Genomic DNA, 26,229 nt, shown 5'->3' with positions numbered 1-26,229 from the left:
CTGTAGGAGCTTCGACCGGCCTTGCGAATAACGGCCGGGTCACGCAATTAATAATCACCGCGATGTTCTGCCGGCGAAAAAAAGGAACGACGGCCAGGCATTCCTCGTACAGGAATGCCTGGCCGTCGTTCCGGTTGTACGGCCGCCTTTTGGAGGCCTTTTCAACTATTCAGTGGCGGCCCTCAGCAGGATGTCCTCGAACACCTTCGGGTCGTCCGAGCCGATCACCGGCCAGCCGATCCCGTACGCGCCTTCCCAGCCCACGTCGATGCCGGGGTTGGCGTGGTCGGAGCCGTCGGGCAGGAACAGATGGGGGCTGCAGTTCACCCGGTCGCTCTTGGCGAGCGCCGCCTGGTCCGCCAGCGACCGGCGCGCGCGCCCGTCGTCCAGGGCCTCGGCGAGGGCGTCGACGTCGACGGCGCCGGTCTCCGCGGCGACGTCCAGGATCACCTTGCGGTGGCTGATGCAGCGCGACTCGGCCCAGAAGGCCCGGCGCAGCCCGAGGTCGAGCTGCTCCGAGGCGTTCAGGCTCTGCTCCTTGGCGGCGAGCACCGCCTCCAGGGCGGGCAGGGTCGTCGACGGGTAGAGCCAGTCCTTGGCCTGCCACAGCTGCCAGCCGGCGGCCGGCTCCAGGCTGCCCATCCGGGCGACCTCGCTGTCCGTGCCGGGGCGCGGGCTCGGGGCGTCGTTGAGCAGTTCGAGCGGGAAGGCGCGCAGGTCGAAGGAGACCTGCTCCTCCAGGCCGAGGCGGGCCCGGGTGGTGTGCAGCCGGTGGATCGCGATGTGCGCGAAGGAACACCAGATGTCGGAGAAGACGGTGACGACTCCGCGCGGCGGCGTCAGGTCGGCGGTGGTCGGGTCGGACATGGTTCTCCTCGGTTCGTACACGGGCGGAGCGGAGGGCTCGGCCGGTCGGGACTCGATCGGCTCAGGCGGCCGGGGACTCGACGGCGTCGAGCGCCGCCTCCAGGTCGAGGTCGGCGTCGGGCAGCCAGGCGGGCAGGGAGGGGATGCGGGCCATCGCCTCGAAGAGCCGCGGTACGGCCTCCTCGCGGACGGTCGGCCCATGGGCGCTGAGCAGCTTCGCGGGGCGCAGGGCGGCCAGTTCGCGCACCGGCCGGAGGAATTTCGCCTCGTCGACGAGCGCGGTCCACGGCGCTATCGCCCGGTTCAGGACCTCGAAGCCGTGGAAGAATTCCTCCTCGGAAAGGTCGGCGAAGTCCTGGCTGATTTCTTCGACGACGGTTCCGAAGCTGTCGGAGCTGTATAGCGTTCCATCGGAATGGTCGAACACGGCGAGGGTTCCGGGTGAATCGAACGTGGGAGGCCGGTGAAAACTCAGCTCGCGGTCGCCGACTTTCACACGGCTTCCCGGGTTCGCGGTGACCACCCGTTCCTGCGGTATGGCGAACTCTTCCGATATTCGCGTCAGCGATATGGCGTTGGTGAGCACCTTCGCGTTCGGCGCGGCCTCCAGGATCGAGGCCAGGGCGCCGGTGTGGTCGCGGTCGTCGTGGGTGACGACGACCCAGCGCAGATCGGCCGGCTCGATCAGCGACCAGAGGGAGTCCAGGAAGCCCTCCCGGTCGACGGGCATGCCGGTGTCCACGAGGAGCGGCTGGCCGGACCGGAGGAGGAAGGCGTTCACCGGCTGGTCGCCGAGGCCCGGGATGGGCAGCGCCGAGGGGAGGACGTGGAGGTCCGGCCCGGCGGAGTAGGACGCTTTCATGACACACCTTTCGGTCGGGGAAACCGACGGTCGGACGAGCCGGACGGTCAGAGCGCCTGCCGTCAGACGAGCTGGATGGTCAGGGAGCCGGCGATCAGCAGGGCGAGACCGAGGGTGCGCGCCTTGGTGAGGGAGCGCTGGGGGAGCTTGAAGAGGCCCTTGTGGTCGATCAGGGCCGAGGTGAGCTGCTGCCCCGTCACGGTGAGCGCGATGGTCACCGCCGCCCCGATCTCGGGGATGAGCAGGAAGGTGCCGGTGACGTAGGCGGCGGCGCAGGCGCCACCGAGCCAGCCCCACCAGGGCATCTTCTTCAGTGGGGCGATCTTGGGCTTCGGCGTCTTCCGGGTCGCGTACAGCACGAGCAGGACGACGGCGATGGTGAAGGTCGCCACGGCGAAGCTGATCACGGCGACGGTGACGGGCTCCTTGAGCTGGGCGCGCAGTTGGGCGTTGACCGCGCCCTGCACGGGCAGCACGGCTCCGGCGAGCACGCCGAGGGCGAGCCAGCCGGCGCGGCCGGCGCTCGACATCTTCGGTGCGCCGGGGGGAGCCGCGGCCTTCATGCCCCGGATGATCACGACGATTCCGGCGAGCACGGCCACGGCGCCGACGACGATCCCGACGCTCAGGTCCTGCTGTTCGAGGCCGAGGAGACCGAAGAGGTCGAGCGCGAGCGAGGCGAACATCTGGCCGGTGACGAAGAGCCCGACGGCGGCGAGGGCGCCGAGCCGTGGGAAGAGCAGGATGCCGCTGGTGATGTAGAGCGGACTCGCGAGTCCGCCCAGGAGCTGCCAGGGCTCGACATCGGGCAGTTTGCCGAGCGCGCCGAGCGCTCCGGCCGCCACCGCGAGCACGGTCAGCAGACCGGTCGCGACGCTGAGCTGGATCGTCGAGGCGCCGTACGGGGTGCCGACGGCCGAGTTGAGCTGGAGGTTCACCGAGGCCTGGACGGCCAGGAGGCAGCCGACCAGCAGGGCCGCGGCGAGGAGCGCGGTGTGCATCTTGATCTCCCTGGGGCGGGAAGGCGAAAGGCTAAGTGGACACTGAGTCCGTTTAGCATGCCACGGGGCATGGCAAACGGACAAGGTGTCCACTTAGCCTCAAGGGAAGTAAGGTCTGGTCCATGAGCGACGACGAGCAGCGGGGTCGTGGAGCCGCCTCCGTCCACCGGGTCGGCGGGCTCCTCGGCGATCTTCAGGCCGTGGACGACCAGCCGGTCGCCCCGCGCAGACGCGCGGACGCGGAACGCAACCGGGCTCAGATCCTGGCCGCGGCCGAGCAGCTCTTCGCCCAGCAGGATCCGCGGACGGTCACCATGGACGGGATCGCCAAGGCCGCCGGGGTGGGCCGCGCCACGCTCTACCGGAGCTTCCCCGATCCGTCGTCGGTCGCCGTCGCGCTGCTCGACGAGCACGAGCGCCTGCTCCAGGGCCAGCTCATCTACGGCCCGCCGCCGCTCGGTCCCGGCGCACCCGCGGGGGAGCGGCTGGCGGCGTTCTACCTGGCGATGCTCGATCTGCTCGAACGCCATCTGCCGCTGGCCCTGGGGGCGGAGACCGGCCCCGCGCGCTTCCGGACGGGGGCCTACGGCTTCTGGCGCGTCCACGTCCGCACGCTGCTCGTCGACCACGGGATCCAGGACCCGGACCCGCTGATCGACATCGCGCTCAGCCCGCTGTCACCCGAGCTGTTCCAGTTCCAGCGGCACGAACTCGGCCTGTCGACCGAGCGCATCGGCCGCTCCCTGGCGGACTTCGCCCGCCAGCTCCTGCGTTCGGGGGAGTGAGGCGCGGTCGGTCGGCGGCGGCGTGGCTCCGGCCGGGCCCGCCGTCACCTCGGCGTGGCTCCGGCCGGGCCCGCCGTCACCTCGGCGTGGCTCCGGCCGGGCCCAACGTCACCCCCGCAAGGGTCCGGTCGAGGTGGCCGTCGTCATGGCAGGGGGTCCGGCCGGTGCCGGGGGAAGGCCCGTCGGCCGTCCGCTCCCGTGCCCCCTGCGGCACGCTTCAGGCGCCGGGCCGCCGGCCGGCCGGATGGACGAGGCCCGGCAGGATCAACTTCCAGATGCGGTCGAGTCGTTGCTCGGCGGGCCCGCGCAGGGCGCCGTTCTCGGTCGTCCTCGGCTCGTCCGGCGGCCAGCACTCGTCGGTCGGGCCGTTCGGGCAGCGCATCTCCAGCTCGACCCCGGTGATCACATAGCCGATCAGCGCGGCGACCGCCGTCGCGTCCACGCCGGGACGCAGGGCCTTCTCCGCCTCCGCGAAGCGCGCCAGGCGCGCCACCTCGCGCCGCCAGGGGCAGTTCCCGGAGAGCCCGGGGTCGGTCAACTGGAGTTCCCGCGCAAGGCGTTCGCCGGCCCGTGCCATGGGGTCGGTCTCGAAGAGCCGGATCAGTGCGTGCGTGGCGATCACCAGCTTGTCGATCGCCGTGCCGCCGACCCCCTCCGTCGACAGGCAGGCCGACTCGACCGTGATCCGGGTGACCGCTCGGGCCCGTCCCCTGACCGCCGTCGCCAGATCGGCCTTCGTCGCGAAGTGGAAGACCAGCGCGCCGGTGGTCACCCGGGCCTCGCCGGCGATCCTGGCCAGCGACGCCCGCTCGTAGCCCTGCCCGTCGAACACCCTTGCGGCCGCCGACAGGATCTCCTGTCTAGTACGTTCCGCCCGCTGCTGAATCGCCATGAGCTCCCCCGTCGGCTTGCCAGAAGGTGCCGGAGCGTGATGTTCCGGCCCGCGCCTGTGACCGACTCGAAACTATCCGGCCGGGAGCCCATGAAACGTGCCTTCTCGTCCGACCGGCCGGAACTGGGGCTTGACGGCTGTGTCCGTTCCAGGTCGCGGGCGCACACCCGGCGTCGGACGTGTGTGAAGTGACCGGAACCGGGGCCATGCCCTGTCAGGTGGATTCGGCCGTTCCGGTGCCGGCGGCGGCCCGCGAGCGAGAGCGGGACACGGCCACACCGGCCAGGCACAGCGCGCCCCCGGCGAGGGTGAGCAACCCCGGCAGTTCGCCCAGGAACAGCCACGCCATCAGTACGACGAGAGCGGGCACGGCGTACGTCGTCGCGCCCATCCTTCCCGCGGTCGTACGGGCCAGGGCGTAGGCCCATGTCGTGAACGCGAGCGCGGTCGGGAACACCCCCAGGTAGAGCATGTTCAGGGTCGCCGACAGCGGGGCCCGGCCCACCTCCTCGACCAGCTGCCCCGCGAACGGCAGGCACGCGACCGCCCCCACCAGGCACCCGAAGGTCGTCACCTGGAGCGCGCTGCCGTGGGCGAGCGCGGGCTTCTGCGCCACGACCCCGCCCGCGTAGGCCATCGCCGCGAGGACGCAGAGCAGGACCCCGAGCAGCGAGGCGTGCGCGCCGGCGGAGGCGCGGGACATCGAGAGGCCCACGACCACCGCGCCCGCGAAGGACACCGCCATGCCCGCGAGCAGTCTGGGCGGCAGCGACTCCTTCAGGAACCGGGCGCCGAGCAGCGCGATCAGGATCGGTCCGATGTTCACCACCATCGCCGCCGTGCCCGCGTCGACCTCCTGCTCGCCCCAGTTGAGCACCACCATGTACACCCCGAACCAGAGCAGGCCCGAGACCACGATCCCCGGCCAGGCCGCCCGGGGCGGCAGCCCTTCCCGCCGGACCAGGAGGACGGCCCCGAGGACAAGGACCCCGGCGAGCAGCCGCCCTAGCGCGAGCGCGCCCGGGGAGTAGGCCTCTCCGGCGCTGCGGATGGAGACGAAGGCGGAGGCCCACAGGACGACCGTGACACCGGCGGCGGCGAGCGCGAGCCGCGAGGATTGCTTCTGCATGCCCCGACCGTAGGACGCGGACCCTTCGGCGCTCACCGCAATATCCGCGGGGTCGGGGTCGGGGTCGGGGTCGGGGTCGGGGCTGGGCCCGGGCGGGAGCCGTCGGGCGGCAGTGGCCTCATCGCAGGTCCTCCGGCGCGATGCCCAGGTGCGCGTACAGCTCGCTCTCGCCCCGCCCGGTCACCTTCACGGCCCGCTCGGACCCGATCCGTACGCACCACTCGGCGTCCAGCGCATGCCGGCACAGTGCGGCTCCCGCGATCCCCGCGAGGTGCGGCCGCCGCTCGGTCCAGTCGAGACAGCCGCGCGCGACGGGCCGCCGCCCCCGGCGTACGAGAGGGACGCCCAGCTGGTCGAACCAGGCCAGACCCCGGTCCGTGAGCGCGAACCCGGTGTCCTGGCGCAGCAGCCCGCGCACCGTCATCGCCTCGGTGATCGCGATGCCGAGCCGCCCGGCGAGATGGTCGTAACACGTCCGGCCCCGGGCCATCGCCCGCCCGGCGTTCGCGGCGCCCAGCGAGCGCGGCGGTGAGGCCACCGCGGGCTCGGACCGGGTGGCCAGGTCCTCGACGAGATGCGCGATCCCGGGGTCGGCGAGGCGCACGTACCGGTGCCGCCCCTGGCGTTCCTCCGTGAGCACCCCGCCGGTGACGAGCTTTCCGAGGTGCTCGCTCGCGGTGGACGGCGCCACGCCCGCGTGCCGGGCGAGTTCCCCGGCGGTCCAGGCCCGGCCGTCGAGCAGGGCGAGTACGAACGCGGCGCGGGTCTCGTCCGCGAAGAGCGCCGCGAGCGCGGCGAGGTCACTGGCTGCCATGCGTCCAGCGTCCCGCACTCACGCTTCGGTGGTGGCCGACATGTCGTGCGGAGTCGCGGGCTCCGGCGTCCGGGCCTCGTACTGGAGCCGCAGCCCGTCGAGCAGCGCCCGCAGGCCCGTGTCGAAGGCGCCCTCGTCGACCTTCTGCCGGTGCTCGGCGAGGCGGTGCGCCTGGCCGAGGTGGGGGTAGTCGGCCGGGTCGTAGGCCGTCTCGTCGTCGACGAAGCCACGGGCGAAGGAGCCGAGGGCCGAGCCGGTGATGAAGTACCGCATCAGCGCGCCGATGGAGGTGGCCTGGGCCGGCGGCCAGCCCGCGCGGACCATCGCGCCGAAGACGGCGTCCGCGACGCGCAGGCCGGCCGGGCGGCGGCCGGGGCCCTGGGCGAGGACCGGGACGATGTGCGGGTGGTCGGCGAGGGCGGCCCGGTAGGAGACGGCCCAGTCGTGCAGCGCCGTCAGCCAGTCGCGGCCGTCGTCCTCCGCGAACATCGACAGATCGATCTTCGTGCTCACCGCGTCGGCGACGGCGTCGAGGATCTCGTCCTTGGTGCGGAAGTGGTTGTAGAGCGAGGGCCCGCTCACCCCGAGCTCGGCCGCGAGCCGCCGCGTCGAGAGCGCCCCGAGGCCCTCCGCGTCCACGAGTGCGCCCGCCGTCTCGACGATGCGGTCTCGGCTGAGCAGGGGCTTGCGCGGTCGGGCCATGGCGCACATAGTAGGCCTGCACCGCAAAAACTAGCAGTGGTAATTAATTGGTCGGGTGAGGTGGGCGCCGTATGAATCTGGAACTCAGCGAGGAGCAGGAAGCCGTACGGCGGCTCGCCGAGGACTTCGTCGCACGCGAGGTCACCCCGCACGCCACGGCGTGGGACCGCGCCGAGGAGGTGGACCGGGCGATCGTGAAGAAGCTCGGTGCCGTCGGCTTCCTCGGGCTCACGATCCCGGAGGAGTACGGCGGTTCCGGCGGCGACCACCTCGCGTACTGCCTGGTGACCGAGGAACTCGGCCGCGGCGACTCCTCCGTGCGCGGCATCGTCTCCGTCTCCCTCGGCCTGGTCGCCAAGACCGTCGCCGCCTGGGGTGACGAGGAGCAGAAGCGGGAGTGGCTGCCCCGGCTCGCCTCCGGCGAGGCGCTCGGCTGCTTCGGCCTCACCGAGCCCGGCACCGGCTCCGACGCGGGGAACCTCGCCACGCGCGCGGTGCGGGAGGGTGGCGCCGGTGACTACGTGATCAACGGCACCAAGATGTTCATCACCAACGGCACCTGGGCCGATGTCGTCCTGCTCTTCGCCCGCACCAACGACACCCCCGGCCACAAGGGCGTCTCCGCCTTCCTCGTCCCCACCGACACCCCCGGCCTCACCCGCCGCCCCGTCCACGGCAAGCTCGGCCTTCGCGGCCAGGCCACCGCCGAACTGGTCCTGGAGGACGTCCGCGTCCCGGCCGCCGCGATGCTCGGCCCCGAGGGCAAGGGCTTCGCCGTCGCCATGTCCGCCCTCGCCAAGGGCCGCATGTCCGTCGCCGCCGGCTGCGTCGGCATCGCCCAGGCCGCCCTCGACGCGGCCGTGCGGTACGCGGGGGAGCGGGAGCAGTTCGGCAAGCCCATCGCCTCCTACCAGCTCGTGCAAGAGCTGATCAGCGACATCGCCGTCGACGTGGACGCCGCCCGGCTGCTCACCTGGCGGGTCGCCGATCTGATCGACCGGGGCCAGGACTTCGCGACTGCCGCCTCCAAGGCCAAGCTGTACGCCTCCGAGGCCGCCGTCCGCGCCGCGAACAACGCCCTGCAGGTCTTCGGCGGCTACGGCTACATCGACGAGTACCCGGTCGGCAAGCTGGTCCGCGACGCGCGCGTGATGACTCTCTACGAGGGCACGAGCCAGATCCAGAAGCTCATCATCGGCCGGGCGCTGACGGGGGTCTCCGCCTTCTGAGCACCTGAGTACGTCTCTGAGTACGCGGGCGGATGTGGCACCCGCCACATCCGGCCCATGCTGTGCCCATGAGCGACACACCGGTCAAGCAGCAGAACACCGCGGCCTACTACATGCAGGCCGTCCTCTCCTTCGGGATCGCCCTCGCGGCCGTGGCCATCGGCATCTTTCAGCTGGAGGCCAGTGCCTGGGTCCGCGCCTTCCTCGCCGTCGCGGTCCTCTACCTCACCACCTCCGCGTTCACGCTCGCCAAGGTCGTCCGCGACCGCCAGGAGGCCGGGCAGATCGTCAGCCGGGTCGACCAGGCCCGGCTGGAGAAGCTGCTCGCCGAGCACGACCCCTTCCAGAAGCTCTGAGCCGCTGATCTCCGGAGCCACCGATCTCCGGAACTACCGACGCCGGAGCCACGGATCTCCGGAGCTACCGATCCCGGAGCCGCAGATCGCTAAGCGCTTGCTCACCCTCGTTGTATGGTGTTCGTCCTGACGGGGACCGAGAGGGAGTGTGGGATGAGCGCGGCGGAGGAGACGCCCGGGGGCGAGGACATGCCCTGGGGCGAGGTCACGCCCGAGGCGGCCCGGCGACTGCTGGTGGCCGCCGTCGAGGCGTTCGCCGAGCGCGGCTACCACGCCACCACCACCCGGGACATCGCCGGCCGCGCGGGGATGAGCCCGGCCGCGCTCTACATCCACTACAAGACCAAGGAAGAGCTGCTCCACCGGATCAGCCGCATCGGTCACGACAAGGCCCTGGAGATCCTCCGGGCCGCGGCCGACGGCGACGGCACGGCCGCCGAGCGCCTCGCCGACGCCGTCCGGTCCTTCGTCCGCTGGCACGCCGAGCGCCACACCACCGCGCGGGTCGTCCAGTACGAGCTCGACGCCCTCGGCTCCGACCACCGCACCGAGATCGTGGCACTGCGCCGCGAGTCCGACGCGGCCGTGCGCGGCATCATCGACGAGGGCGTGGCGGCAGGCGAGTTCGACGTGCCGGACGTCCCCGGCACCACGGTCGCCGTGCTCTCGCTCTGCATCGACGTCTCGCGCTGGTTCACCACCCAGGGCCGCCGGACGCCCGACGAGGTCGGCGCGCTCTACGCCGACCTCGTCCTCAGGATGGTCGGCGCTCAGAAGTAGTAGCGGGAGACCGACTCGGCGACGCAGACCGGCTTCTCGGAGCCCTCGCGCTCCACCGTCACGGCCGCCGTCACCTGCACGCCGCCGCCCGCCTCCTCGACCTTCGTCAGGACGGCCGTGGCGCGCAGCCGCGAGCCGACCGGGACCGGAGCGGGGAAACGCACCTTCTCCGTGCCGTAGTTGAGGCCCATCTTCATGCCCTCGACCCGCAGCACCTGCGGAACGAACAGCGGGAGCAGCGACAGGGTCAGATAGCCGTGCGCGATCGTGGTGCCGAACGGCCCGTCGGCGGCGCGCTCCGGGTCCACGTGAATCCACTGGTGGTCCCCGGTCGCGTCCGCGAAGAGGTCGATCCGCTTCTGGTCGATCTCCACCCAGTCACTGTGCCCCAGCTGCTCGCCGACCCCCGCGCGCAGCTCCTCGGCGGAGGTGAAGATCCTCGGCTCGGCCATGTTCCTGTTCCCTTCTGGTACGACATACCCAACGGTCGGTATCTAAGCGCTTGCTCAGCATGTGGGGTGAGCGGGCCGCTGTCAACGGACCAGTAGGGTCGCGGAGTGCCGCAGATTCCAGAGAAGATCCACGAGCTCACCGTCGGCCAGCTCTCCGCCCGTAGCGGGGCCGCCGTCTCCGCCCTCCACTTCTACGAGGCGAAGGGGCTCATCAGCAGCCGTCGCACCAGCGGCAACCAGCGCCGCTACGGCCGTGACACCCTGCGCCGGGTCGCCTTCGTGCGCGCCGCGCAGCGGGTCGGGATCCCGCTGGCCACCATCCGCGAGGCGCTCGCCCAGCTCCCGGAGGAGCGCACGCCCACGAACGACGACTGGGCCCGGCTCTCGGCGGCCTGGCGCACCGAACTGGACGAGCGCATCAAGCAGCTCGGCCGGCTCCGCGACCACCTGACGGACTGCATCGGCTGCGGCTGCCTCTCCCTGGAGACCTGCGTCCTGTCCAACCCCGACGACGCCTTCGGTGAGCGGATGGCCGGCTCCCGCCTGCTGCCCGTACGCAACCCCGCCCCGGACGACGGCAACGGCTAGGGGGACAGGGCCGCGGTCACCAGCTCCGCGTTCGAACGCGCCCGTGTGCCGTCCGGAAGCAGCACGGTGTCCTCAAGGCCGATCCGGGCGGCGAGACCGAGACGGCGGGCGAGCCGCAGCACAGGCCACGCGCCCCCGTCCTCGCCGTGGAGCAACACGGTCATGAGGGGCGGGAGTTCGAGTGTGGACAGGAGCGAACGCGCCGCGTCCCCGGCTCCTTCCTCGGCCCGGGTCGCAGGCTGTGCGTCCGGGACCTTGGCGAGGACGCGCCGTACTCGGGGCGCGAGCGGCGAGCGCGCGAAGCGGGCGGGGCCGTCCGTACGCGACCACAGCGCGGCCTCGACCCCGATCCCGCGCTCCAGGAGCGCCGCCGCCGTCTCCTCCGCGTCCGGCTCGTGCCAGTCGACCGACACCAGGTCGGGCAGTACGTCCCAGGAGCGGATCCGCTCCACCCGGCGCCCCGGATCGGACTCGGCGGCCATGGCGGTCGTGACCCGGACGGGTCTGCCCACCGCCGCCCGGACAGAGGTCAGGACCGGTGCGAGCACCCGGGGCGAGAGCGACGTACCCCCGCACGGCGTACGGGGATGCACGCGCACCTCCCCGGCGCCCGCCGCCACCGCACGGGCCGCGGACTCCGCGAGCGACGCGGGCGACATCGGTACCACGGCCGAATCCCCGGGCCCCCGTGCCCCGTTGAGACACACCTGCAGTACCGGCAGCACCGAGGGTGCCTGCAGTTCGCGCGGCGCCGGCCCGTCGGTGCCCCCAGGGCTCACGCCGCCGACGCCAGCGACCGGTTGCGCTCCTCGCGTGCCCGGGCCAGCGCTCCCGAGGTGAGCACCGCACGCGGCACACCCACCCCACAGTCCCCGCAGACCGGCCCGAGCCACGGTTCGTACGTGTCGCCGGGACCGGCCCACTCGATGCGCGGCCCCTCGCACACCGGGCACCGCTCGCCGGGTCCCTGTTCAAGGGCGGTGATCAGCCGCCGCAGCACCTCGGGCAGTGGGTCCGACGGATGCACGGCCGGATCGCCGCACCGCACCACGCCGTTGCCGCCCCAGACCCGGCGGTGCCAGTCGTCGACCGCGCCGAGTCCGCGCAGCCCCTCGTGCTTCTCGCGCCGCCGCCGGGCGGCGAACTCCTCCTCGTACGCGAGCCACACGGCCCGCGCCTCCTCCAGCTCGTCGAGCGCGGCGATCAGCCGCCCAGGATCGAGCTCCCGGTCCTCGGGTCCGAACCTGTGCCTGCGGCACAGGTGGTCCCACGTAGCCCGGTGCCCGTACGGCGCGAACCGTTCCAGACACTTGCGCAGCGAGTACCTGCGCAGCGCCGTGTCGCACCCCGGATCGCGCACCTGTCTCGCGAGACTCCGGAAACCGGCCATCTCCCGCCACCTCCGTCGCTGGTCCTTCCGCGATATCAGAGGGACGAACGAGCGCCCCGCCGTGTTCCATCGAAATTCCGATGGCAGCCATCAGCAGTGCGCGAGAGGCCCCGGGGGAGGGCGGAACCGAAGAGTCCGCTGGGGTGCGGACGAGGTGGGGGCGGAGTCCGGGTGAGAGCCGGCGGAGGTCCCGCACCCCCCTCTACCTGCCCGTCCTCGCCGCCGACACCACCACCCGGGCCAGCTCGGCCCGGCGGATGTCGCTGTGCGAGCGGACCACGTCCGCCGTGTCGACGCTCACACACCCCGAGGCCGGCACTCCCTCGCGCAGGACCGCCGCAAGGTTCCGTGCCACCGTCCCGGGCACCGCCTGGACGCCGTCGTGCCCGATCGCCCCCCAGCGCGGATCGTCCGTGCCGAGCAGTCCGGTCGTCGCGGCGAACGACTCGGAGTCGTCGCCCGCGAGCCGGGACGCCAGCGGATACATCACCCCGAGCGCGGTGTCGTGCCGCGAGTAGCAGGCCACCACGGGCCCCCGGACCCGCTGCTGCATGTCGCGCAGCGAGCCCGGGCGACCGGGGTCGTGCGGCAGCCGCGCCGCGAACGCGTAGTGCGAGAAGGCGCCCTGGAGGAGGGTCACGGAGGCGACCGGACGGGCTCCCGACGGCAGCCCCTTCAGCGCGTACGCGACGAGCCGGGCGCCCATGCTGTGACCCACCAGATGGACGCGGAGGCCGGGGGCGGCGCGGGCGACCTCGCCGAGCAGGGGCCCGAGGCCGAACTCGCCGACCCGCCCGGACCGCTTCTTCATCACGTAGTACGTGGCCTGCCGCAGGGCCTCGCGGGCCCCCTTCCAGTACCGCTTGAGCCCCTCCCCGAAACCCTCCGGCGGGACGGCGTCCGCCCCGAGCGCCTCGGTGAACAGGGCGCACACCTCCACCGGGTCCCCGACCAGGAACTCCGGCACCGGCTCCCGGGCCCCGGCGGCGCCCTCACGGTCGCCACCACCGGCGGACACGTCCGTCAGCTCCCGCAGCAGCTCTCCGAACTCGGCGAACGCGGCCTCCTCCGCCGGCTCCGTCACGAGGAGCTCCGTGAGCCGGTCGAGGACGGACTCCTTCTCCGGCAGGACCGACACGAGGGCCCGGTAGTCCGGGACCGGCTCGCCCGTGAACATCATCGAGGGCCAGATCACCCCCGCGTACCCGACCTCCTCCCCGGGAGCGAACAGACCGGGAAAGGGCTCGAAGAAGTCGGAGTAGAGCCGGGTGGCGCCGGAAGGCGAGTTGTTCCACCCGTGCGCGAACACGACCAGGTCGGTCAGACCCTGCCGGGCCAGTGCGGCGAGGGCGGCGGACTGCCCCGCGGGCCCGTCGCCCTCCTTGTCGAAGGTGATCTCCCGGTACGGCTCCACACTCATCCCGGTCACGGTCCGACCGTCCCTCCACGTCGAGGTGGCCGCCGCGCCCAGGGCGCGCTCCGCGCGGGCGGCGGCTCCAAGGGCCAGCATGCCCGGGCGGGGCCCCGGTCAGACCTCGACCGGGCCCCGTACCTCCGTCGGCGCAGTCGTACGGCGCGCGCGTGCCCCACTCGGCGCAGCGGCGTCACGCGTACGTGCCCCGCCCGGTGCCGGCCGGGCCACGCGCGCGTGCCCCGTTCAGCGCAGCCGGGCCGCCGTGATCCGGGGGAAGTGGATGAGCAGGTCGTACGCCGTGGACAGGCGCACCTGCGCCTCCGTGCCCACCCAGGGGTACGCCGTCCCGATGACCCGGCTCGTCCGGTGCGTGCCGAGCCAGTCGCGCGCCGTCGGCGTCGTGTGCCGCAGGTCCAGGTAGAAGGCGCCGGGCGAGACCCGGTCCAGGGTGTGGGCGCTGCTGTCGGGGCCGAGGGGTCCGACGGTGAAGGCCCGGAGTGGTTCGCCGGGGGCCTCGGTGTCGTGCGCGTTGAAGGAGCCCTGTCCGAAGGAGGCGCCGACGCTCACGTAGTCCCGGCCGAGGGCGTCCCGCAGGAAGGCGCCCTGGAGCCGCGGGTACTGCTCGGGATTCGTGGTCTCGTAGCCGACGTGTCCGTTGTGCGCGGAGAGCACGATCCGGTCCCCGGTCCGCCGCTGCCACCACACGGTGTTCTCGGCCATGACCCGGTCGCGGTAGAGCATCGCCTCGGCGGCCCCGGCGTCCGTGAACATGTCGTGGGCGAACTCGGTGCCGACCTGGGCGATGGCCCGCGCGTGCTGCACCGCCCACTCCGCCGCCTCACGCGCGCGTGCGCCCTTTCCGGGCCGCTGTCGTTCCAGGAGGGCGAGAGCGGCGTTCACATCGGCGGCCATCCGCTGCCGTTCGGGGCGCGGCCTGGTCATGTACCCCTTCATCCACGCCTCGACCTCGCCCGTGGGGCGCGAGGTCCGGTACAGCTCCTGGAAACGGGGGAGGAGCGCGGGGTGGGTGCGGGCCACGTAGGAGGTCACCTCGTCGAAGAGGTTCGCGCCCGCGTAGCCGAGGTCGTTGCCCATGAAGCGGACCTGGTGGCCGGGGTGGAGCTGGTTGTGCCGCCGCATCCAGCGGAAGAGGTCGAGGTACTCCTCGGTGTTCCAGAGGCGGTACGACTCCTGGAACTCGTCCCGCATGATCGCCCGGATGTCGCCGCGGCCGGTGCGCACCCACTCGTCGACGAGCAGCCCGGTGGACCAGTTGGCCTCCAGGGCGAAGGTGGTGAAGCCCTTGCGCTCCACGAGGTGCTCGAAGATCCGGTGCTTGGCGGTGAAGAACTCCGCCGAGCTGTGGGTGGCCTCACCGATGCCGACGACCTTGGCCGAGCCGATCATCCGGTCGAGCGGGCGCAGATCGGTCAACGGCTGTGAGGTGCGGGCGAGTTCGCGCGCGGGATCGGGGACGGCCGGGGAGCCGGCCGCCCCGGCGGCGGGCGCCAGGGTGCCGAGGCACGCGGCGACGAGCAGCCCGACGAGGGGAAGACGGCGCCGTAAGGAGGGCGAGGGAGGCGAGGAGGGCATGGAGGGCGTGGAGGGCGTGGAGAGGTTCATGGGGCAAGCGTGGTCGGCCGGACACCCTCGGGAACATCCGGCCTCCACCCCTGTGCAGCGGGGGGCAACCCCCTTCAGCGGTACAGCAGATACTCCTTCCGCACCGCCCGGAAGGCCGCCAGGTCCGCCTGCCACGCCCCGACGACCTCGTCCACCCCGGCGCCCGCGTCGATCAGCGTCCGTACCCGGGTCGAACCGGTCAGCTTGTCGATCCAGTTGTCCGCCCGCCACGCGAAGCCGGACCAGGAGCTGCGGGCGGTGACCAGGAGCCCGATCCCGGCCCGTACCGGATCGAAGGCCTCCCTGTCGTGGACGTGCAGCTGCACCCCGCCCACGGTCTTCCCCTGGAACTTGGAGAAGGTCGGCGCGAAGTACGCCTCGCGGAACCGAACCCCGGGCAGTGCGAGCGCGTTCGCCGCCTCCGCCCACCGCCGGTCGATCCCCTCGGCGCCGAGGAGCTCGAAGGGGCGGGTGGTGCCCCGCCCCTCGGAGAGGTTCGTGCCCTCGAAGAGGCAGGTCCCCGAGTAGACGAGCGCGGTGTCCGGGGTCGGCATGTTGGGGCTGGGCGGCACCCAGGGCAGCCCGGTCGCGTCGAAGAAGTCGGTGCGCCGCCAGCCCGTCATCCGTACGGTCTCCAGGGCGACCGGCGACGCCAGGAACTCGCCGTTGAAGAGGCGGGCCAGTTCGGCCACCGTCATGCCGTGCGCCTGGGCGATCGGCTCGCGTCCGACGAAGGTGGCGAACGCCCGGTCCAGGACGGGACCGAGCGCTGCCCGTCCGGTCACCGGGTTCGGCCGGTCCAGGACCACGAACCGCTTCCCGGCGAGGGCCGCGGCCACCATGCAGTCGTACAGCGTCCAGATGTAGGTGTAGAAGCGGGCGCCGGCGTCCTGGATGTCGAAGACGACCGTGTCCACACCGGAGGCGGTGAAGACGTCCGCGAGCGGCTGCCCGCTCTTCAGGTACGTGTCGTAGACGGGCAGTCCGGTCGCCGGGTCGTCGTACCGCCCCTCGGAGCCGCCCGCCTGCGCGGTGCCCCGGAAGCCGTGCTCGGGGCCGAAGACGGCGACCAGGTCCACCCGCTCGTCGGCGTGCATCACGTCCACGATGTGCCGGGCGTCCCGGGTGATGCCGGTCGGATTGGTGACGATGCCCACCCGCTCGCCGGCGAGCAGGGCGTACCCGTCGTCGGCGAGCCGCTCGAAGCCGGTCCGTACGCCCCCGTGCCCGTGCGGCTGCCCCGCCGCCGAGACGGTGGGCGCGGTGGCCGCCGCCGCCCCGAGGGCGCCCCCGGCGGCCAGCAGACTCCGTCGCGACAGGCCCATGCGAAACCTCCTCGATCGCCGTCCCCGGCCGGGGCGCGTGACATGGGCACGCACGCTAGCCGTCCTGACCGCCCACGGGAACGAGGCATGCGGCCGACACTCTTCCGTCTTTCCATACCGACTGGTTAGTCTGTCCGCGTCGTCACAGGTCGCCGCAGGTCGTCAAGCCGTCATACGGAGAGGTGGGTCCATGAGCGAGGGCACGAACCAGGTCCAGGGCGCCGGAGTCGTCGTCACGGGAGCGGGCGGAGGCATCGGCGCCGCCCTCGCGCGCCGGTTCGTCGCCGAGGGGGCCCGGGTCGTCGTCAACGACCTCGACCCCGTCCGCACCAAGGCCGTCGCCGAGGAGATCGGCGCCCTCGCCGTCCCCGGAGACGCCTCCGCCGTCGTCGACGAGGCCCGCGAGGCCCTCGGCGGCACCGTCGACATCTGGTGCGCCAACGCCGGACTCTCCTCGCCGGGTGACGCCTTCGCCGACGAGGACGTCTGGGCCGCCGCCTGGGACGTCAACGTCATGGCCCACGTCCGCGCGGCCCGCGCCCTGCTCCCCGACTGGCTGGAGCGCGGCAGCGGCCGGTTCGTGTCCACGGTCTCCGCTGCCGGACTGCTCACCATGATCGGCGCGGCGCCGTACAGCGTCTCCAAGCACGGCGCGTACGCCTTCGCCGAATGGCTCTCCCTCACCTACCGGCACCGTGGCCTCGCCGTCCACGCCATCTGCCCGCAGGGCGTCCGTACGGACATGCTCACGGCCGCCGGAACGGCCGGCGACCTCGTCCTGGCCCCCACCGCCATCGAGCCCGAGGACGTCGCCGACGCCCTCCTCGACGCCATCGCCGCCGACCGCTTCCTCGTGCTGCCGCACCCCGAGGTGGCCGGCTACTACCGGAACCGGGCCGCCGACCCCGAGCGCTGGCTCGGCACCATGAACCACGTCCAGCAGACCTGGGAGACGGGCACCCGTTAGCAGACGCCCCGGCGGATGCGAAGATCTACCGGCGGGAACGCGTTCCCTTGACCGAAAACAATCACCGAGCACCATCACCCCAGAACGACCACCGAGAACGACCGGAAGGCGGCGGAGCATGGCCAGGACGACGGACGGGAGCGGCACACCCGTCCCCCAGAGGCTCCTCGCCGCCGCCACCCGGCTCTTCGCCGAGCAGGGGTACGACCGCACCTCCGTCCAGGAGATCGTCGAGGCGGCCGGGGTCACCAAGGGTGCGCTCTACCACTACTTCGGCTCCAAGGAGGACCTCCTCCAGGAGGTCTACTCCCGCGTCCTCCGCCTCCAGCAGGAGCGCCTCGACGCCTTCGCGGACGCCGACGCGCCCATCGAGGACCGGCTGCGCGAAGCCGCCGCCGACGTCGTCGTCACCACCATCGAGAACCTCGACGACGCCGCCATCTTCTTCCGCTCCATGCACCACCTCAGCCCGGAGAAGAACAAGCAGGTCAGGTCGGAGCGGCGGCACTACCACGAGCGGTTCCGCGCCCTGATCGAGGAGGGGCAGCGGGCCGGGGTGTTCTCCTCGGCCACCCCCGCCGACCTGGTCGTCGACTACCACTTCGGCTCGGTGCACCACCTCTCCACCTGGTACCGCCCGGACGGCCCGCTCACCCCCGAGCAGGTCGCCGGCCACCTCGCCGACCTGCTGCTGCGGGCACTGCGGCCCTGAGGCCTTCGGGACCCCGGGGCTTCGGGGTATAACTGGCCTCGTGAGCGGGGTGGTCGGGGTGGGCGGGACGGACGGAACGGCCGGGGCCGGCGGCGAGAACCCGGCAGACGGCGGGGCGGCCGGGATCCACCGCAGGCTCGTCGTCGTCGGCACCGCGAAATACCGACATGAGCCCGAACTCCCCTGGGTGGCCGAGGAGTTGGGTGTCGCCGTCCACGTATTCGGCGGGCTCGGCTACCACATCGAGGAACGCGTCACCGACGCCGACCTCGTCACCACCCAGAAGCGGCTCCGCGACTGGGCCTACCGCACCGAAGGCACCGGGACCTCCGTCGTCGTGTACTGGACGGGGCACGGCATCGGCACCGCCGACCGTCACTACCTGCTCTGCGCCGACAGCCACCGCGACCGGCTCGTCGGCACGGCACTCGCCGCCGAGGACCTCACCCGCATCGTCCTGGCTTCCGGCGCCGAACGGGTCCTGCTCGTCGTCGACACCTGCGACGCGGGACAGGGCGGCACCGACGCGGCCGCCGTCGCCGAACAGCTGCACGCCGCACTCAAGCGAGGCGCCGTCGACCGCCTCGCGGGCCGCCCGGCCTCCGACGGCCGTCGACTCACCGACTTCGCCGCGATCGCCGTCGCCCGAGCCGGGGAACCCGCCTCCTCGATGGTCTTCGCCTCCGTCCTCGAAACGGCCCTCGCCCGGCTCGCCGTCTCCCAGAAGCAGGAGTACCTCTCGGTGAGCCAGGTCGTGGATACCGTCAACCACATCTTCGAGGCCGCCCGGATCCGCCAGAGGGCCCGTTGCGCCATCGAGAGCGAGAGCCACTCCTTCTTCCGCTTCGAGAACACCGGCTACCGCCCCGAGGCCCGGTACGACGAGGGTGACGTCGCCGAACTGGCCGCCCGATTCGCCGCCGCAGGCGACGGCGCCGAGGCGCAGCGCAGGCGCGCCGACCTGGAGACCCACTTCGCCCCGCGCGGCCAGGGCTTCGAACACACCGCGCCCGGACGGCATGCCTCCTACTTCACCGGCCGCACCGAAGAAGTCGATCGCATCAGCGCCTGGCTGGCCCACGGCGACGCCAAGTGGCGCCGGGGCCTGATCGTCACCGGAGGCCCCGGCGTCGGCAAGTCGGCCCTCCTCGGCAAGGTACTGCTGCGCTCCGGCGGCCTTACGGCGAACGCCCCCGCCCCCACCGCCATCCACGCCCGGCACCGCTACCTCGAAGACCTCGTGGCCGCGGTCGCCGACGCCGCGGGGATCACCGCCGCCACCCCACAGGCGCTCCTCGGCTCCCTCGCGACCCGCAGGGCCCCGCTCCACCTGATCGTGGACGCCCTCGACGAGGCGGGCGAGGCCCACGGCGACGACACCGAGGCCCGGCGGATCGCGCAGGACCTGCTGCGCCCCCTGCTCCGGATTCCCTGTGTACGGCTCCTCGTCGGCATGCGCCCCCATGTCGTGGACGCGTTCGAGGGCGACCCGGCGGTCCTGGACCTCGACCACACCCGGGAGAGCAGCGCCCAGGACGTCGCCGACTACGCCCGCCGCCTGCTCCAGGCCCCCGACGGCCCCGCCAGCAAGGGCCCGTACGACGACGCCGCCGCCAAGACGGTCGCCGAGGAGATCGCCGCCCGCGTCCACGGCGGCTTCCTCTCCGCCCGCATCGCCGCGCGCTACCTGGGCCGCGCGGCCCGCGCCATCGACACGACCGCCCCCGACTGGCGCACCCGCGTACCGGAGGTCGGCGAAAGCCCCGGCGACACCTTCCTCCGGGTCCTCCGCCACCGATTGGGCCCGGACGCCGAACGAGGCTTCGCCCTCCTGGGGGCCCTCGCCCTGTCCGAGGGCGCCGGCCTGCCCCCGGACCAGGTCTGGCGCGCGGTCGCCGCGGCCTGCCACCCCGAACCCGGCACGACCTTCGCCTGGGAGGACCTGGCCTGGCTGCTCGACACGGCGGGCGAGTACCTCGTCGAGGACCTGGACGCCGACGGCCGCTCCGTCTACCGCCTCTACCACCAGGCGTACGCGGACGCGTTGCGCAGCACGTTCGACTCCGGCGTCCGGCAGCGGGTCGCCGACCACCTCGCCACCGTCGTCCCCGACGGCCCGGGCGGCCCGCGCTGGGGCGAGGCGCCCCCCTACCTCCGGCGCCACCTCGCCGAGCACGCCGAAGGCACCACACTGCTCGACACCCTCGCCCTGGACCCGGAATATCTGCTCACCGCCGACATGCCCGCCCTCCAGCGCGTCCTCGACCGGGCCACCACGGGGCCCGCGCGGACCACCGCCCGAACGGTCGCGCACTGCGCCGCCGTTCTGCACAGCGACACCGACCCGGGAGTCCGCGCCGCCCATCTGCGCCTCTCCGCCTTCCAGTCGGGCGCGGGCGAGCTCGCGGCCGCCGTGCGGGACCGCTACCCGGAACTTCCCTGGGACACCGAGTGGGCGGACGTGGAGCCGGTGTCGTACGCGACCGTGGGCACCTTCCCGCACCCCGTCACCGAGGCCGTCGTCGTCCCGGTGCACGGCGGGCCCACGCTCGTCGGCGTCGGGCAGGACGGCCTCGTCCGGGCCTGGGACGTCGAGGGCGGCGGCTTCCGCGCCGAGTTCCCCGCCGGGTTCGGTGCGGTCGACACGGTGCGGGGCCACCGGTCCCGGCCATGGGTCGCGCTCGGGACCGCCGAGCGCGTCCTCGTGTGCGATGTGGAGAGCGGCGACGTCCTCGGCGCCGTGGCGAGGGGCGACGCGGCGGACTGGGCGTTGGCAGACCTTGCCGGAGCCTGCGTGCTCGCCGTGCTCGACCGGAGCGACGGGGTCACCCTGCATCACGTGACGTCCGACCGGGCCCCGCTCGTCCTCCCGGGCGGGCGCGTCCTGCGCGGCGAACGTCTCGCCGTGGCGGAGCGGGACGACGGCGACCTGCTGGTGGCGGTCGTCCTGGGGCGCGGGCGACGGTGGCCCTCCCGCCTGAACGTGTGGGACGTCTCCCCGGACGACGCCGCGGAATCGGGCTTCGCGGCGTGCCGCGTGCTCCGCCGACGGCTGAGGACGAGGGGTGTGACCGCCCTGGAGGCGTACGGCTCCGTCGTCGCGGTCGGCGGCCCCTCACACCGTGGTGAGGACGGGCACACGGTGAGGACGACCGAGGCGAACGGGCTCCGCGTCGTGGAGTGGGTGGGGTTCGGCGCCGCTCCCGTGCTGCTGCTCGGGCCGCCGGACGAGCCGGGCGGCGATCCGCTCTGCCACCAGGCGACCGCGTCTTCGGTGAAGACCTGGGACGCGCAGGGCGCTTGGGTGGGCAGCACGAGGACGGACGCCCCCGTCCGCCTGCTGCTGGCGGTGCGTCAGGGGCCCGACGGCCGCGCGTCGTTGCTCGTCTCCCTCGGGCACGAGGCCCTGACGGCCAAGGTGTGGCCCCCGGCCTCCTCCCGCGAGCCCGACGAGGCCCCGGGCAGCCGGGTGCTGTCCCTCCGGACCGGCCTCGCGGACCGGAAGCCGGTCGTGATCACCCGCACGGCCACGGGCCTGCGCATGCGGGACGGGGTGAGCGGCGAGTCGTTGGCGGAGGAGGACGACCCCGACGCCCTGTGGGAGGTCTCCGCCCATCCCGGGATGCCCGTGCTGCGGTGGAGGGTTCCGGCCGCCGCGCGGGAGGACGTGGAGGCGTGGCGCCCTGGGAGCAGGCCGAGCAGCAAGCGTGGCGTGACCGTAGGGAGCCCCCGTGACTGGGTCATCGGCCTCCCCGGAAAGGCGCATCGTGCCGCCGTGCTCCGCGATCACGGGCGCGGCGGAAGCCGTTTCGCCCTGGACGGGGACGGCGCGTCCGGAGCCGGCCCGACGCACACCGCCTTCTCCAGGCGGAGCCCGGCCAAGGCGGTCCCGGTGGGGCGGGGAGTCGTCGTCGCGTTCACCGGGACGCACGCGGTCACCAGTAGGGAGCGATTCGTCGACTCAAGCCCGGACGGGGAGACCCACGTGAGCGACCTGACGCTCACGGTCACGGCGCATGATCTGGTGGTGCTCGCCCTGCCCGGCGCGGACATCCACTGCGAGAAGTTCTTGCAGCTCGACGCCCGAGGGGACGAGGAGGAGGCGACCTTCGACCCCGTCCCCTTCGACCTCGGCCTCTGGCCCGGCGGCCCGGCAGTCGGCGTCCTCGCCGACGACACCCTCACCGTGCGCACCTGGCCGGGCGGCCCCGGTGGCACGTCCGGTACGGAACGTGCCGTGAAGCGACCCGACACGGCCCGGATCAGCGCTTTCCGGCTGCAGACCCGGCAGGACAGACCCACCGTCCTCACGGCCACCGCCGGCGGCACTCTGACCCTGTTCACCGCCGACACCACCGAGGTGCTGCTCCGCATCCGACTCGGCTGCGAGGTACAGGACATCGAATGGGTCGACGACACGCACCTGGCGGTCCTGACGGCGACGGGCCCCCTCATCCTCCGACTCGGCTGAGGGGACCCGCCGCCGCGCCCGCGCTACAGGTACTTCTTCAGCTCCCGCCGCGCCAGCGACCGCTGGTGCACCTCGTCCGGCCCGTCCGCGAGCTTCAGCGTCCGCGCCGCCGCCCACAGTTCGGCCAGCGGGAAGTCCTGCGAGACCCCGCCCGCCCCGTGCGCCTGCACGGCCTTGTCGATGATGTCGACCACCGCGCGCGGGGTCGCGATCTTGATGGCCTGGATCTCGGTGTGCGCGCCCCGGTTGCCGACGGTGTCCATGAGCCAGGCCGTCTTGAGGACGAGGAGCCGCAGCTGCTCGATCTGCACCCGGGCGTCCGCGATCCAGTTCTGCACGACGCCCTGCTGGGCGAGCGTCTTGCCGAAGGCGGTACGGGAGACCGCGCGGCGGCACATCAGCTCGACGGCCCGTTCGGCCATGCCGATGAGCCGCATGCAGTGGTGGATGCGGCCGGGGCCGAGCCGTGCCTGCGCGATGGCGAAGCCGCCGCCCTCCTCGCCGATGAGGTGCGAGGCGGGGACGCGGACGTCGTCGAAGATCACCTCGGCGTGGCCGCCGTGGGAGTGGTCCTCGTACCCGTAGACCTGCATCGCCCGCCGCACCTCGACGCCGGGGGTGTCGCGCGGCACGAGGATCATCGACTGCTGGCGGCGGAGGTCCGTGCCGTCGGGGTCGGTCTTGCCCATGACGATGAAGATCTTGCAGTCGGGGTTCATGGCCCCGGAGATGTACCACTTGCGGCCGTCGACGACGTACGAGTCGCCGTCCCGCCGGATCCGGGTCTCGATGTTCGTCGCGTCGGAGGAGGCGACCTCGGGCTCGGTCATCGCGAACGCCGAGCGGATCTCGCCGGCGAGGAGCGGCTCCAGCCACTGCTTCTTCTGCGCCTCGTCGCCGAACTGGGCGAGCAGCTCCATGTTCCCGGTGTCCGGGGCGGCGCAGTTGAGGGCGGTCGGGGCCAGGTGCGGGCTGCGGCCGGTGATCTCGGCGAGCGGCGCGTACTGGAGGTTGGTCAGCCCGGCACCGTACTCCGCGTCCGGGAGGAAGAGGTTCCACAGACCCTGCCGCTTGGCCTCCGCCTTCAGTTCCTCGACGACCGCCGGGGTGTCCCACGGGGAGGCGAGCAGGGCGCGCTGCTCCTCGGCGGTCCGCTCGGCCGGGTACACGTGCTCGTCCATGAAGGCGAGGAGCTTCGCGCGGAGTTCCTCGGTGCGTGCGTCGTAGGCGAAGTCCATGGTGGTTCAGCCCTCCTGAAGGGTGGTCAGGCCGTGCTCGATGAAGACGGGGACGAGCTCGCCGATGCGGTCGAAGCCCGCGCCGACCGTCTGCCCGAGGGTCCAGCGGTAGTGGATGCCCTCCAGGATCACAGCGAGCTTGAACCAGGCGAAGGCGGTGTACCAGGCGAGGCCGGAGGTGTCGCGGCCCGAGCGGGCGGCGTAGCGCTCGACCAGTTCGGCGGCGGTGGGGTGCCCGGGGGCCGTGGCGGTGGTGGAGATGGGGGAGCCCGGCAGATCGAGCGGCGTGCTGTACATGACGAGCAGGCCGAGGTCGGTCAGCGGGTCGCCGAGGGTGGACATCTCCCAGTCGAGGACGGCCCTGATGCGGTCGTCGTCGATGAGGACGTTGTCGAGCCGGTAGTCGCCGTGGATCACGGTGGGCGCCGGCGATGCGGGCAGCGCACGGCCGAGGGCGGCGTGCAGCTCGTCGATCCCGGGCAGTTCACGGCCGCGCGAGGCGTCGAGCTGCTTGCCCCAGCGGCGCAGCTGCCGGTCGAGGAAGCCCTCGGGGCGCCCGAAGTCGCCGAGCCCGACGGCAGCCGGGTCCACCGCGTGCAGGTCGACGAGGGTGTCGACGAGGCCGAGGACGGCGGCGCGGGTGCGGTCGGGGCCGAGCGCGGCGAGTTCTCCGGCCGAGCGGTACGGCGTCCCGTCGACGAACTCCATGACGTAGAAGGGCGCCCCGAGCACGGAGTCGTCCTCGCAGAGCAGCAGTGTCTCCGGCACCGGCACGTCCGTGGTGTGCAGGGCGCTGATGACGCGGTGCTCACGCCGCATGTCGTGGGCGGTGGCGAGGACGTGACCGAGCGGCGGCCGACGGACGACCCAGCGGCCGGCGCCGTCGGTCACGACGTACGTCAGGTTCGACCGGCCGCCTTCGATCAGTCGGGCTTCGAGGGGGCCGGACACCAGGCCGGGGCGCTCGCGGTCGAGGAAGCGGCGCAGCTGCTCGGGGTCGAGACCTGGCGGCGGGGCGGAACTCATACGTGCGTACCTCCGGATCGGCTTCGGTCGGCGTTCATGATGACCGACCAGTCGGTATGTCGTCCAGAGGGGAGTCGTGAAACGGCCCTACGCCCTCTGGTCATCGATCCCATCCATGAATAGGGTTCACATATGGATGCGAAGCTGATCGTCGACGAAGTCCGGCTGACCCCGATCCTCATCTCCGACCCGCCTCTCCTCAACGTCCAGGGGGTTCACCAGCCGTACACGCCCCGGCTCGTGGTCGAAGTGATCACCAGGGGAGGGGTGAGCGGCCTGGGGGAGACGTACGGCGACGGCGTCTACCTGGACCTGGCGCGCCCCCTTACCGAGACGCTCCGGGGGCGCTCGGTCACGGACGTGAACGACCTCTTCGCGCTCGCGGAAGCCACCGATCCGACCACCGGCCCGACCACCGATCCGGCCCCCGGCCCGACCACCGATCCGGCCCCCGGCCCGGGCGAGGCGAGCGGCGTCGATGCCGGCGGCCTGCGCGGAGTCCGTACCGCCGACAAGCTCCGACTCTCCGTCGTCTCCGCCTTCGAGACCGCCTGCCTCGACGCCCTCGGCAAGACGCTCGGCCTGCCCGTCCACGCCCTCCTCGGAGGCAAGGTCCGCGACACCGTCGAGTACAGCGCGTACCTCTTCTACCGCTGGGCCACCCACCCGGCCACGGGCCCCGTCGACGACTGGGGAGCGGCCCTCGACCCCGCAGGCATCGTCGCCCAGGCCCGCCGCTTCGACCGCGCGTACGGCTTCCGGTCCTTCAAGCTCAAGGGTGGGGTGTTCCCGCCGGAGCAGGAGATCGCGGCGATCCGCGCGCTCGCCGAGGCGTTCCCCGGCCGCCCGCTCCGCCTGGACCCCAACGGCGCCTGGTCCGTGGAGACCTCCCTCGCCGTCGCGCGCGAACTCAAGGACGTGCTGGAGTACCTGGAGGACCCGGCGAGCGGCACCGACGCGATGGCCGAGATCGCCGCCGGCACCGAGGTCCCGCTCGCCACCAACATGTGCGTGACGACCTTCGAGGAGGTCCCGGAGGCCTTCGCGAAGGGGGCGGTAGAGATCGTCCTCTGCGACCACCACTACTGGGGCGGCCTCGGGCGCACCCGCGAACTCGCCGCGCTCTGCCGGACGTACGGCGTCGGGCTCTCCATGCACTCCAACACCCACCTGGGCATCAGCCTCGCCGCCATGACCCAGGTCGCCGCCACCCTGCCGGAGCTCCACCACGCCTGCGACACCCACTACCCGTGGCAGTCCGAGGACGTCGTCACCACCCGCCCGGTCTTCCGGGCCGGGCGGCTGACCGTCTCCGACGCGCCCGGCCTCGGGGTCGAACTCGACCGGGCCGCGCTCGCCGCCCTGCACCGCCGCTGGCTCGACGACGACGGCAGCCTGCGGGACCGCGACGACGCGGCGGCGATGCGCGTCGCCGACCCGGAGTGGCACACGCCGAAGGTCCCACGCTGGTAGCCGCACGGGGCCCCGCCGCGCGAGGCCCGCACCCGCAAGGTCCCGCCGTGCGAGGCCCGCCCGAGCAAGGCCGGCATCCGCAAGGCCCGCCCGCACACGGTCCGCACCACCACCACCACCACCGTCACCACCC

Annotated in this window: 24 protein-coding genes; 9 read left to right on the top strand and 15 right to left on the bottom strand. The window is 72.8% G+C overall.

Features of this window, described 5'->3' with window-relative positions:
- Positions 1 to 165 precede the first annotated feature (165 nt).
- The 3 genes from OG514_RS01790 to OG514_RS01780 all read right to left on the bottom strand — a co-directional run bounded on the left by OG514_RS01790 (position 166) and on the right by OG514_RS01780 (position 2,730).
- Positions 166 to 867, bottom strand: a complete 702-nt coding sequence (locus OG514_RS01790; RefSeq protein ID WP_266890106.1) for a DsbA family protein — start codon at positions 865 to 867, stop codon at positions 166 to 168.
- A 61-nt stretch (positions 868 to 928) separates the two neighbouring features.
- Positions 929 to 1,729 carry an MBL fold metallo-hydrolase gene (locus OG514_RS01785; protein WP_266890104.1) on the bottom strand — a complete coding sequence of 267 codons (801 nt, stop codon included), beginning with the start codon at positions 1,727 to 1,729 and terminating at the stop codon, positions 929 to 931.
- A 62-nt stretch (positions 1,730 to 1,791) separates the two neighbouring features.
- Positions 1,792 to 2,730: a DMT family transporter gene (locus OG514_RS01780; protein WP_266890102.1), complete on the bottom strand. Its 939-nt coding sequence runs from the start codon at positions 2,728 to 2,730 to the stop codon at positions 1,792 to 1,794.
- A 122-nt stretch (positions 2,731 to 2,852) separates the two neighbouring features.
- On the opposite strand from OG514_RS01780, the gene OG514_RS01775 reads away from it, so the two are divergent.
- Positions 2,853 to 3,515, top strand: a complete 663-nt coding sequence (locus OG514_RS01775) for a TetR/AcrR family transcriptional regulator (RefSeq protein ID WP_266890100.1) — start codon at positions 2,853 to 2,855, stop codon at positions 3,513 to 3,515.
- A 217-nt stretch (positions 3,516 to 3,732) separates the two neighbouring features.
- On the opposite strand, the gene OG514_RS01770 is transcribed toward OG514_RS01775, so the two are convergent.
- The 4 genes from OG514_RS01770 to OG514_RS01755 form a co-directional block, all read right to left on the bottom strand.
- A complete protein-coding gene (locus OG514_RS01770; protein ID WP_266890098.1) occupies positions 3,733 to 4,407 on the bottom strand; it encodes a TetR family transcriptional regulator in 675 nt (224 codons plus the stop codon).
- Between the two features lie 214 nt (positions 4,408 to 4,621).
- On the bottom strand, positions 4,622 to 5,536 hold the full coding sequence (locus OG514_RS01765; protein ID WP_266890096.1) for a DMT family transporter: 915 nt from the start codon (positions 5,534 to 5,536) through the stop codon (positions 4,622 to 4,624).
- A gap of 118 nt (positions 5,537 to 5,654) precedes the next feature.
- Entirely contained in the window at positions 5,655 to 6,350 is a 696-nt protein-coding gene (locus OG514_RS01760) for a helix-turn-helix transcriptional regulator (RefSeq protein ID WP_266890094.1), read from the bottom strand.
- An 18-nt stretch (positions 6,351 to 6,368) separates the two neighbouring features.
- Positions 6,369 to 7,052 (bottom strand): TetR/AcrR family transcriptional regulator, encoded by a 684-nt coding sequence (locus OG514_RS01755; protein WP_266890092.1) that lies wholly within the window; start codon positions 7,050 to 7,052, stop codon positions 6,369 to 6,371.
- A gap of 71 nt (positions 7,053 to 7,123) precedes the next feature.
- Between OG514_RS01755 and OG514_RS01750 the strand changes: the two genes are divergently transcribed.
- The 3 genes from OG514_RS01750 (at position 7,124) to OG514_RS01740 (ending at position 9,417) form a co-directional block, all read left to right on the top strand.
- Positions 7,124 to 8,281 carry an acyl-CoA dehydrogenase family protein gene (locus OG514_RS01750; RefSeq protein WP_266890090.1) on the top strand — a complete coding sequence of 386 codons (1,158 nt, stop codon included), beginning with the start codon at positions 7,124 to 7,126 and terminating at the stop codon, positions 8,279 to 8,281.
- A 68-nt stretch (positions 8,282 to 8,349) separates the two neighbouring features.
- Positions 8,350 to 8,637 (top strand): YiaA/YiaB family inner membrane protein, encoded by a 288-nt coding sequence (locus tag OG514_RS01745; RefSeq protein ID WP_024758619.1) that lies wholly within the window; start codon positions 8,350 to 8,352, stop codon positions 8,635 to 8,637.
- Between the two features lie 153 nt (positions 8,638 to 8,790).
- On the top strand, positions 8,791 to 9,417 hold the full coding sequence (locus OG514_RS01740; RefSeq protein ID WP_266890085.1) for a TetR/AcrR family transcriptional regulator: 627 nt from the start codon (positions 8,791 to 8,793) through the stop codon (positions 9,415 to 9,417).
- Here the strand turns inward: OG514_RS01740 and OG514_RS01735 are convergent.
- Positions 9,408 to 9,869 (bottom strand): MaoC family dehydratase, encoded by a 462-nt coding sequence (locus OG514_RS01735; protein WP_266890083.1) that lies wholly within the window; start codon positions 9,867 to 9,869, stop codon positions 9,408 to 9,410. The genes OG514_RS01740 and OG514_RS01735 overlap by 10 nt on opposite strands.
- A 105-nt stretch (positions 9,870 to 9,974) precedes the next feature.
- On the opposite strand from OG514_RS01735, the gene soxR reads away from it, so the two are divergent.
- Positions 9,975 to 10,457 (top strand): redox-sensitive transcriptional activator SoxR, encoded by a 483-nt coding sequence (soxR, locus tag OG514_RS01730; RefSeq protein WP_266890081.1) that lies wholly within the window; start codon positions 9,975 to 9,977, stop codon positions 10,455 to 10,457.
- Here soxR and OG514_RS01725 read toward each other — a convergent pair.
- The 5 genes from OG514_RS01725 to OG514_RS01705 all read right to left on the bottom strand — a co-directional run bounded on the left by OG514_RS01725 (position 10,454) and on the right by OG514_RS01705 (position 16,209).
- Positions 10,454 to 11,197 (bottom strand): 3-keto-5-aminohexanoate cleavage protein, encoded by a 744-nt coding sequence (locus tag OG514_RS01725; RefSeq protein ID WP_323181653.1) that lies wholly within the window; start codon positions 11,195 to 11,197, stop codon positions 10,454 to 10,456. The two genes, soxR and OG514_RS01725, sit on opposite strands and share 4 nt — an antisense overlap.
- Positions 11,198 to 11,232: 35 nt before the next feature.
- Positions 11,233 to 11,847 (bottom strand): hypothetical protein, encoded by a 615-nt coding sequence (locus tag OG514_RS01720; protein WP_266890077.1) that lies wholly within the window; start codon positions 11,845 to 11,847, stop codon positions 11,233 to 11,235.
- Between the two features lie 202 nt (positions 11,848 to 12,049).
- The gene (locus OG514_RS01715; RefSeq protein ID WP_266890076.1) at positions 12,050 to 13,267 is read right to left on the bottom strand and encodes a serine-threonine protein kinase; all 1,218 of its coding nucleotides are present in this window, start codon (positions 13,265 to 13,267) and stop codon (positions 12,050 to 12,052) included.
- A 237-nt stretch (positions 13,268 to 13,504) separates the two neighbouring features.
- Entirely contained in the window at positions 13,505 to 14,884 is a 1,380-nt protein-coding gene (locus OG514_RS01710) for an erythromycin esterase family protein (protein WP_266890075.1), read from the bottom strand.
- Positions 14,885 to 14,958: 74 nt separating this feature from the next.
- Complete coding sequence (locus tag OG514_RS01705; RefSeq protein ID WP_266890074.1) at positions 14,959 to 16,209, bottom strand: DUF1343 domain-containing protein; 1,251 nt, start codon at positions 16,207 to 16,209, stop codon at positions 14,959 to 14,961.
- Between the two features lie 190 nt (positions 16,210 to 16,399).
- On the opposite strand from OG514_RS01705, the gene OG514_RS01700 reads away from it, so the two are divergent.
- The 3 genes from OG514_RS01700 to OG514_RS01690 all read left to right on the top strand — a co-directional run bounded on the left by OG514_RS01700 (position 16,400) and on the right by OG514_RS01690 (position 22,359).
- Positions 16,400 to 17,176 carry an SDR family oxidoreductase gene (locus tag OG514_RS01700; RefSeq protein ID WP_266890073.1) on the top strand — a complete coding sequence of 259 codons (777 nt, stop codon included), beginning with the start codon at positions 16,400 to 16,402 and terminating at the stop codon, positions 17,174 to 17,176.
- 118 nt (positions 17,177 to 17,294) lie between these two features.
- A complete protein-coding gene (locus OG514_RS01695; protein ID WP_266890071.1) occupies positions 17,295 to 17,888 on the top strand; it encodes a TetR/AcrR family transcriptional regulator in 594 nt (197 codons plus the stop codon).
- A 40-nt stretch (positions 17,889 to 17,928) separates the two neighbouring features.
- Positions 17,929 to 22,359, top strand: a complete 4,431-nt coding sequence (locus OG514_RS01690; RefSeq protein WP_266890069.1) for a hypothetical protein — start codon at positions 17,929 to 17,931, stop codon at positions 22,357 to 22,359.
- 23 nt (positions 22,360 to 22,382) lie between these two features.
- Here OG514_RS01690 and OG514_RS01685 read toward each other — a convergent pair whose 3' ends face one another.
- Together OG514_RS01685 and OG514_RS01680 are read right to left on the bottom strand one after the other, a co-directional pair.
- Complete coding sequence (locus tag OG514_RS01685) at positions 22,383 to 23,597, bottom strand: acyl-CoA dehydrogenase family protein (RefSeq protein ID WP_266890068.1); 1,215 nt, start codon at positions 23,595 to 23,597, stop codon at positions 22,383 to 22,385.
- Between the two features lie 6 nt (positions 23,598 to 23,603).
- Positions 23,604 to 24,623: a phosphotransferase gene (locus OG514_RS01680; RefSeq protein WP_266890065.1), complete on the bottom strand. Its 1,020-nt coding sequence runs from the start codon at positions 24,621 to 24,623 to the stop codon at positions 23,604 to 23,606.
- Positions 24,624 to 24,755: 132 nt separating this feature from the next.
- Here OG514_RS01680 and OG514_RS01675 point away from each other — a divergent pair, with 132 nt between their 5' ends.
- Positions 24,756 to 26,096, top strand: a complete 1,341-nt coding sequence (locus OG514_RS01675; RefSeq protein WP_266890063.1) for an enolase C-terminal domain-like protein — start codon at positions 24,756 to 24,758, stop codon at positions 26,094 to 26,096.
- Positions 26,097 to 26,229 lie beyond the last annotated feature (133 nt).

The sequence above is a fragment of the Streptomyces sp. NBC_00572 genome (genome assembly GCF_026341815.1).
Taxonomy (GTDB): Bacteria; Actinomycetota; Actinomycetes; order Streptomycetales; family Streptomycetaceae; genus Streptomyces.
Note: the sequence above shows the minus strand (reverse complement) of the source record. Positions and strands in the feature narration are given on the sequence as shown.

Excerpts from the sequence above, each read along its gene's own strand:
- OG514_RS01790 (WP_266890106.1), bottom strand. The coding sequence starts at position 867 with ATGTCCGACCCGACCACCGCCGACCTGACGCCGCCGCGCGGAGTCGTC.
- OG514_RS01785 (WP_266890104.1), bottom strand. The coding sequence starts at position 1,729 with ATGAAAGCGTCCTACTCCGCCGGGCCGGACCTCCACGTCCTCCCCTCG.
- OG514_RS01780 (WP_266890102.1), bottom strand. The coding sequence starts at position 2,730 with ATGCACACCGCGCTCCTCGCCGCGGCCCTGCTGGTCGGCTGCCTCCTG.
- OG514_RS01775 (WP_266890100.1), top strand. The coding sequence starts at position 2,853 with ATGAGCGACGACGAGCAGCGGGGTCGTGGAGCCGCCTCCGTCCACCGG.
- OG514_RS01770 (WP_266890098.1), bottom strand. The coding sequence starts at position 4,407 with ATGGCGATTCAGCAGCGGGCGGAACGTACTAGACAGGAGATCCTGTCG.
- OG514_RS01765 (WP_266890096.1), bottom strand. The coding sequence starts at position 5,536 with ATGCAGAAGCAATCCTCGCGGCTCGCGCTCGCCGCCGCCGGTGTCACG.
- OG514_RS01760 (WP_266890094.1), bottom strand. The coding sequence starts at position 6,350 with ATGGCAGCCAGTGACCTCGCCGCGCTCGCGGCGCTCTTCGCGGACGAG.
- OG514_RS01755 (WP_266890092.1), bottom strand. The coding sequence starts at position 7,052 with ATGGCCCGACCGCGCAAGCCCCTGCTCAGCCGAGACCGCATCGTCGAG.
- OG514_RS01750 (WP_266890090.1), top strand. The coding sequence starts at position 7,124 with ATGAATCTGGAACTCAGCGAGGAGCAGGAAGCCGTACGGCGGCTCGCC.
- OG514_RS01745 (WP_024758619.1), top strand. The coding sequence starts at position 8,350 with ATGAGCGACACACCGGTCAAGCAGCAGAACACCGCGGCCTACTACATG.
- OG514_RS01740 (WP_266890085.1), top strand. The coding sequence starts at position 8,791 with ATGAGCGCGGCGGAGGAGACGCCCGGGGGCGAGGACATGCCCTGGGGC.
- OG514_RS01735 (WP_266890083.1), bottom strand. The coding sequence starts at position 9,869 with ATGGCCGAGCCGAGGATCTTCACCTCCGCCGAGGAGCTGCGCGCGGGG.
- OG514_RS01720 (WP_266890077.1), bottom strand. The coding sequence starts at position 11,847 with ATGGCCGGTTTCCGGAGTCTCGCGAGACAGGTGCGCGATCCGGGGTGC.
- OG514_RS01715 (WP_266890076.1), bottom strand. The coding sequence starts at position 13,267 with ATGAGTGTGGAGCCGTACCGGGAGATCACCTTCGACAAGGAGGGCGAC.
- OG514_RS01710 (WP_266890075.1), bottom strand. The coding sequence starts at position 14,884 with ATGAACCTCTCCACGCCCTCCACGCCCTCCATGCCCTCCTCGCCTCCC.
- OG514_RS01705 (WP_266890074.1), bottom strand. The coding sequence starts at position 16,209 with ATGGGCCTGTCGCGACGGAGTCTGCTGGCCGCCGGGGGCGCCCTCGGG.
- OG514_RS01700 (WP_266890073.1), top strand. The coding sequence starts at position 16,400 with ATGAGCGAGGGCACGAACCAGGTCCAGGGCGCCGGAGTCGTCGTCACG.
- OG514_RS01695 (WP_266890071.1), top strand. The coding sequence starts at position 17,295 with ATGGCCAGGACGACGGACGGGAGCGGCACACCCGTCCCCCAGAGGCTC.
- OG514_RS01685 (WP_266890068.1), bottom strand. The coding sequence starts at position 23,597 with ATGGACTTCGCCTACGACGCACGCACCGAGGAACTCCGCGCGAAGCTC.
- OG514_RS01680 (WP_266890065.1), bottom strand. The coding sequence starts at position 24,623 with ATGAGTTCCGCCCCGCCGCCAGGTCTCGACCCCGAGCAGCTGCGCCGC.
- OG514_RS01675 (WP_266890063.1), top strand. The coding sequence starts at position 24,756 with ATGGATGCGAAGCTGATCGTCGACGAAGTCCGGCTGACCCCGATCCTC.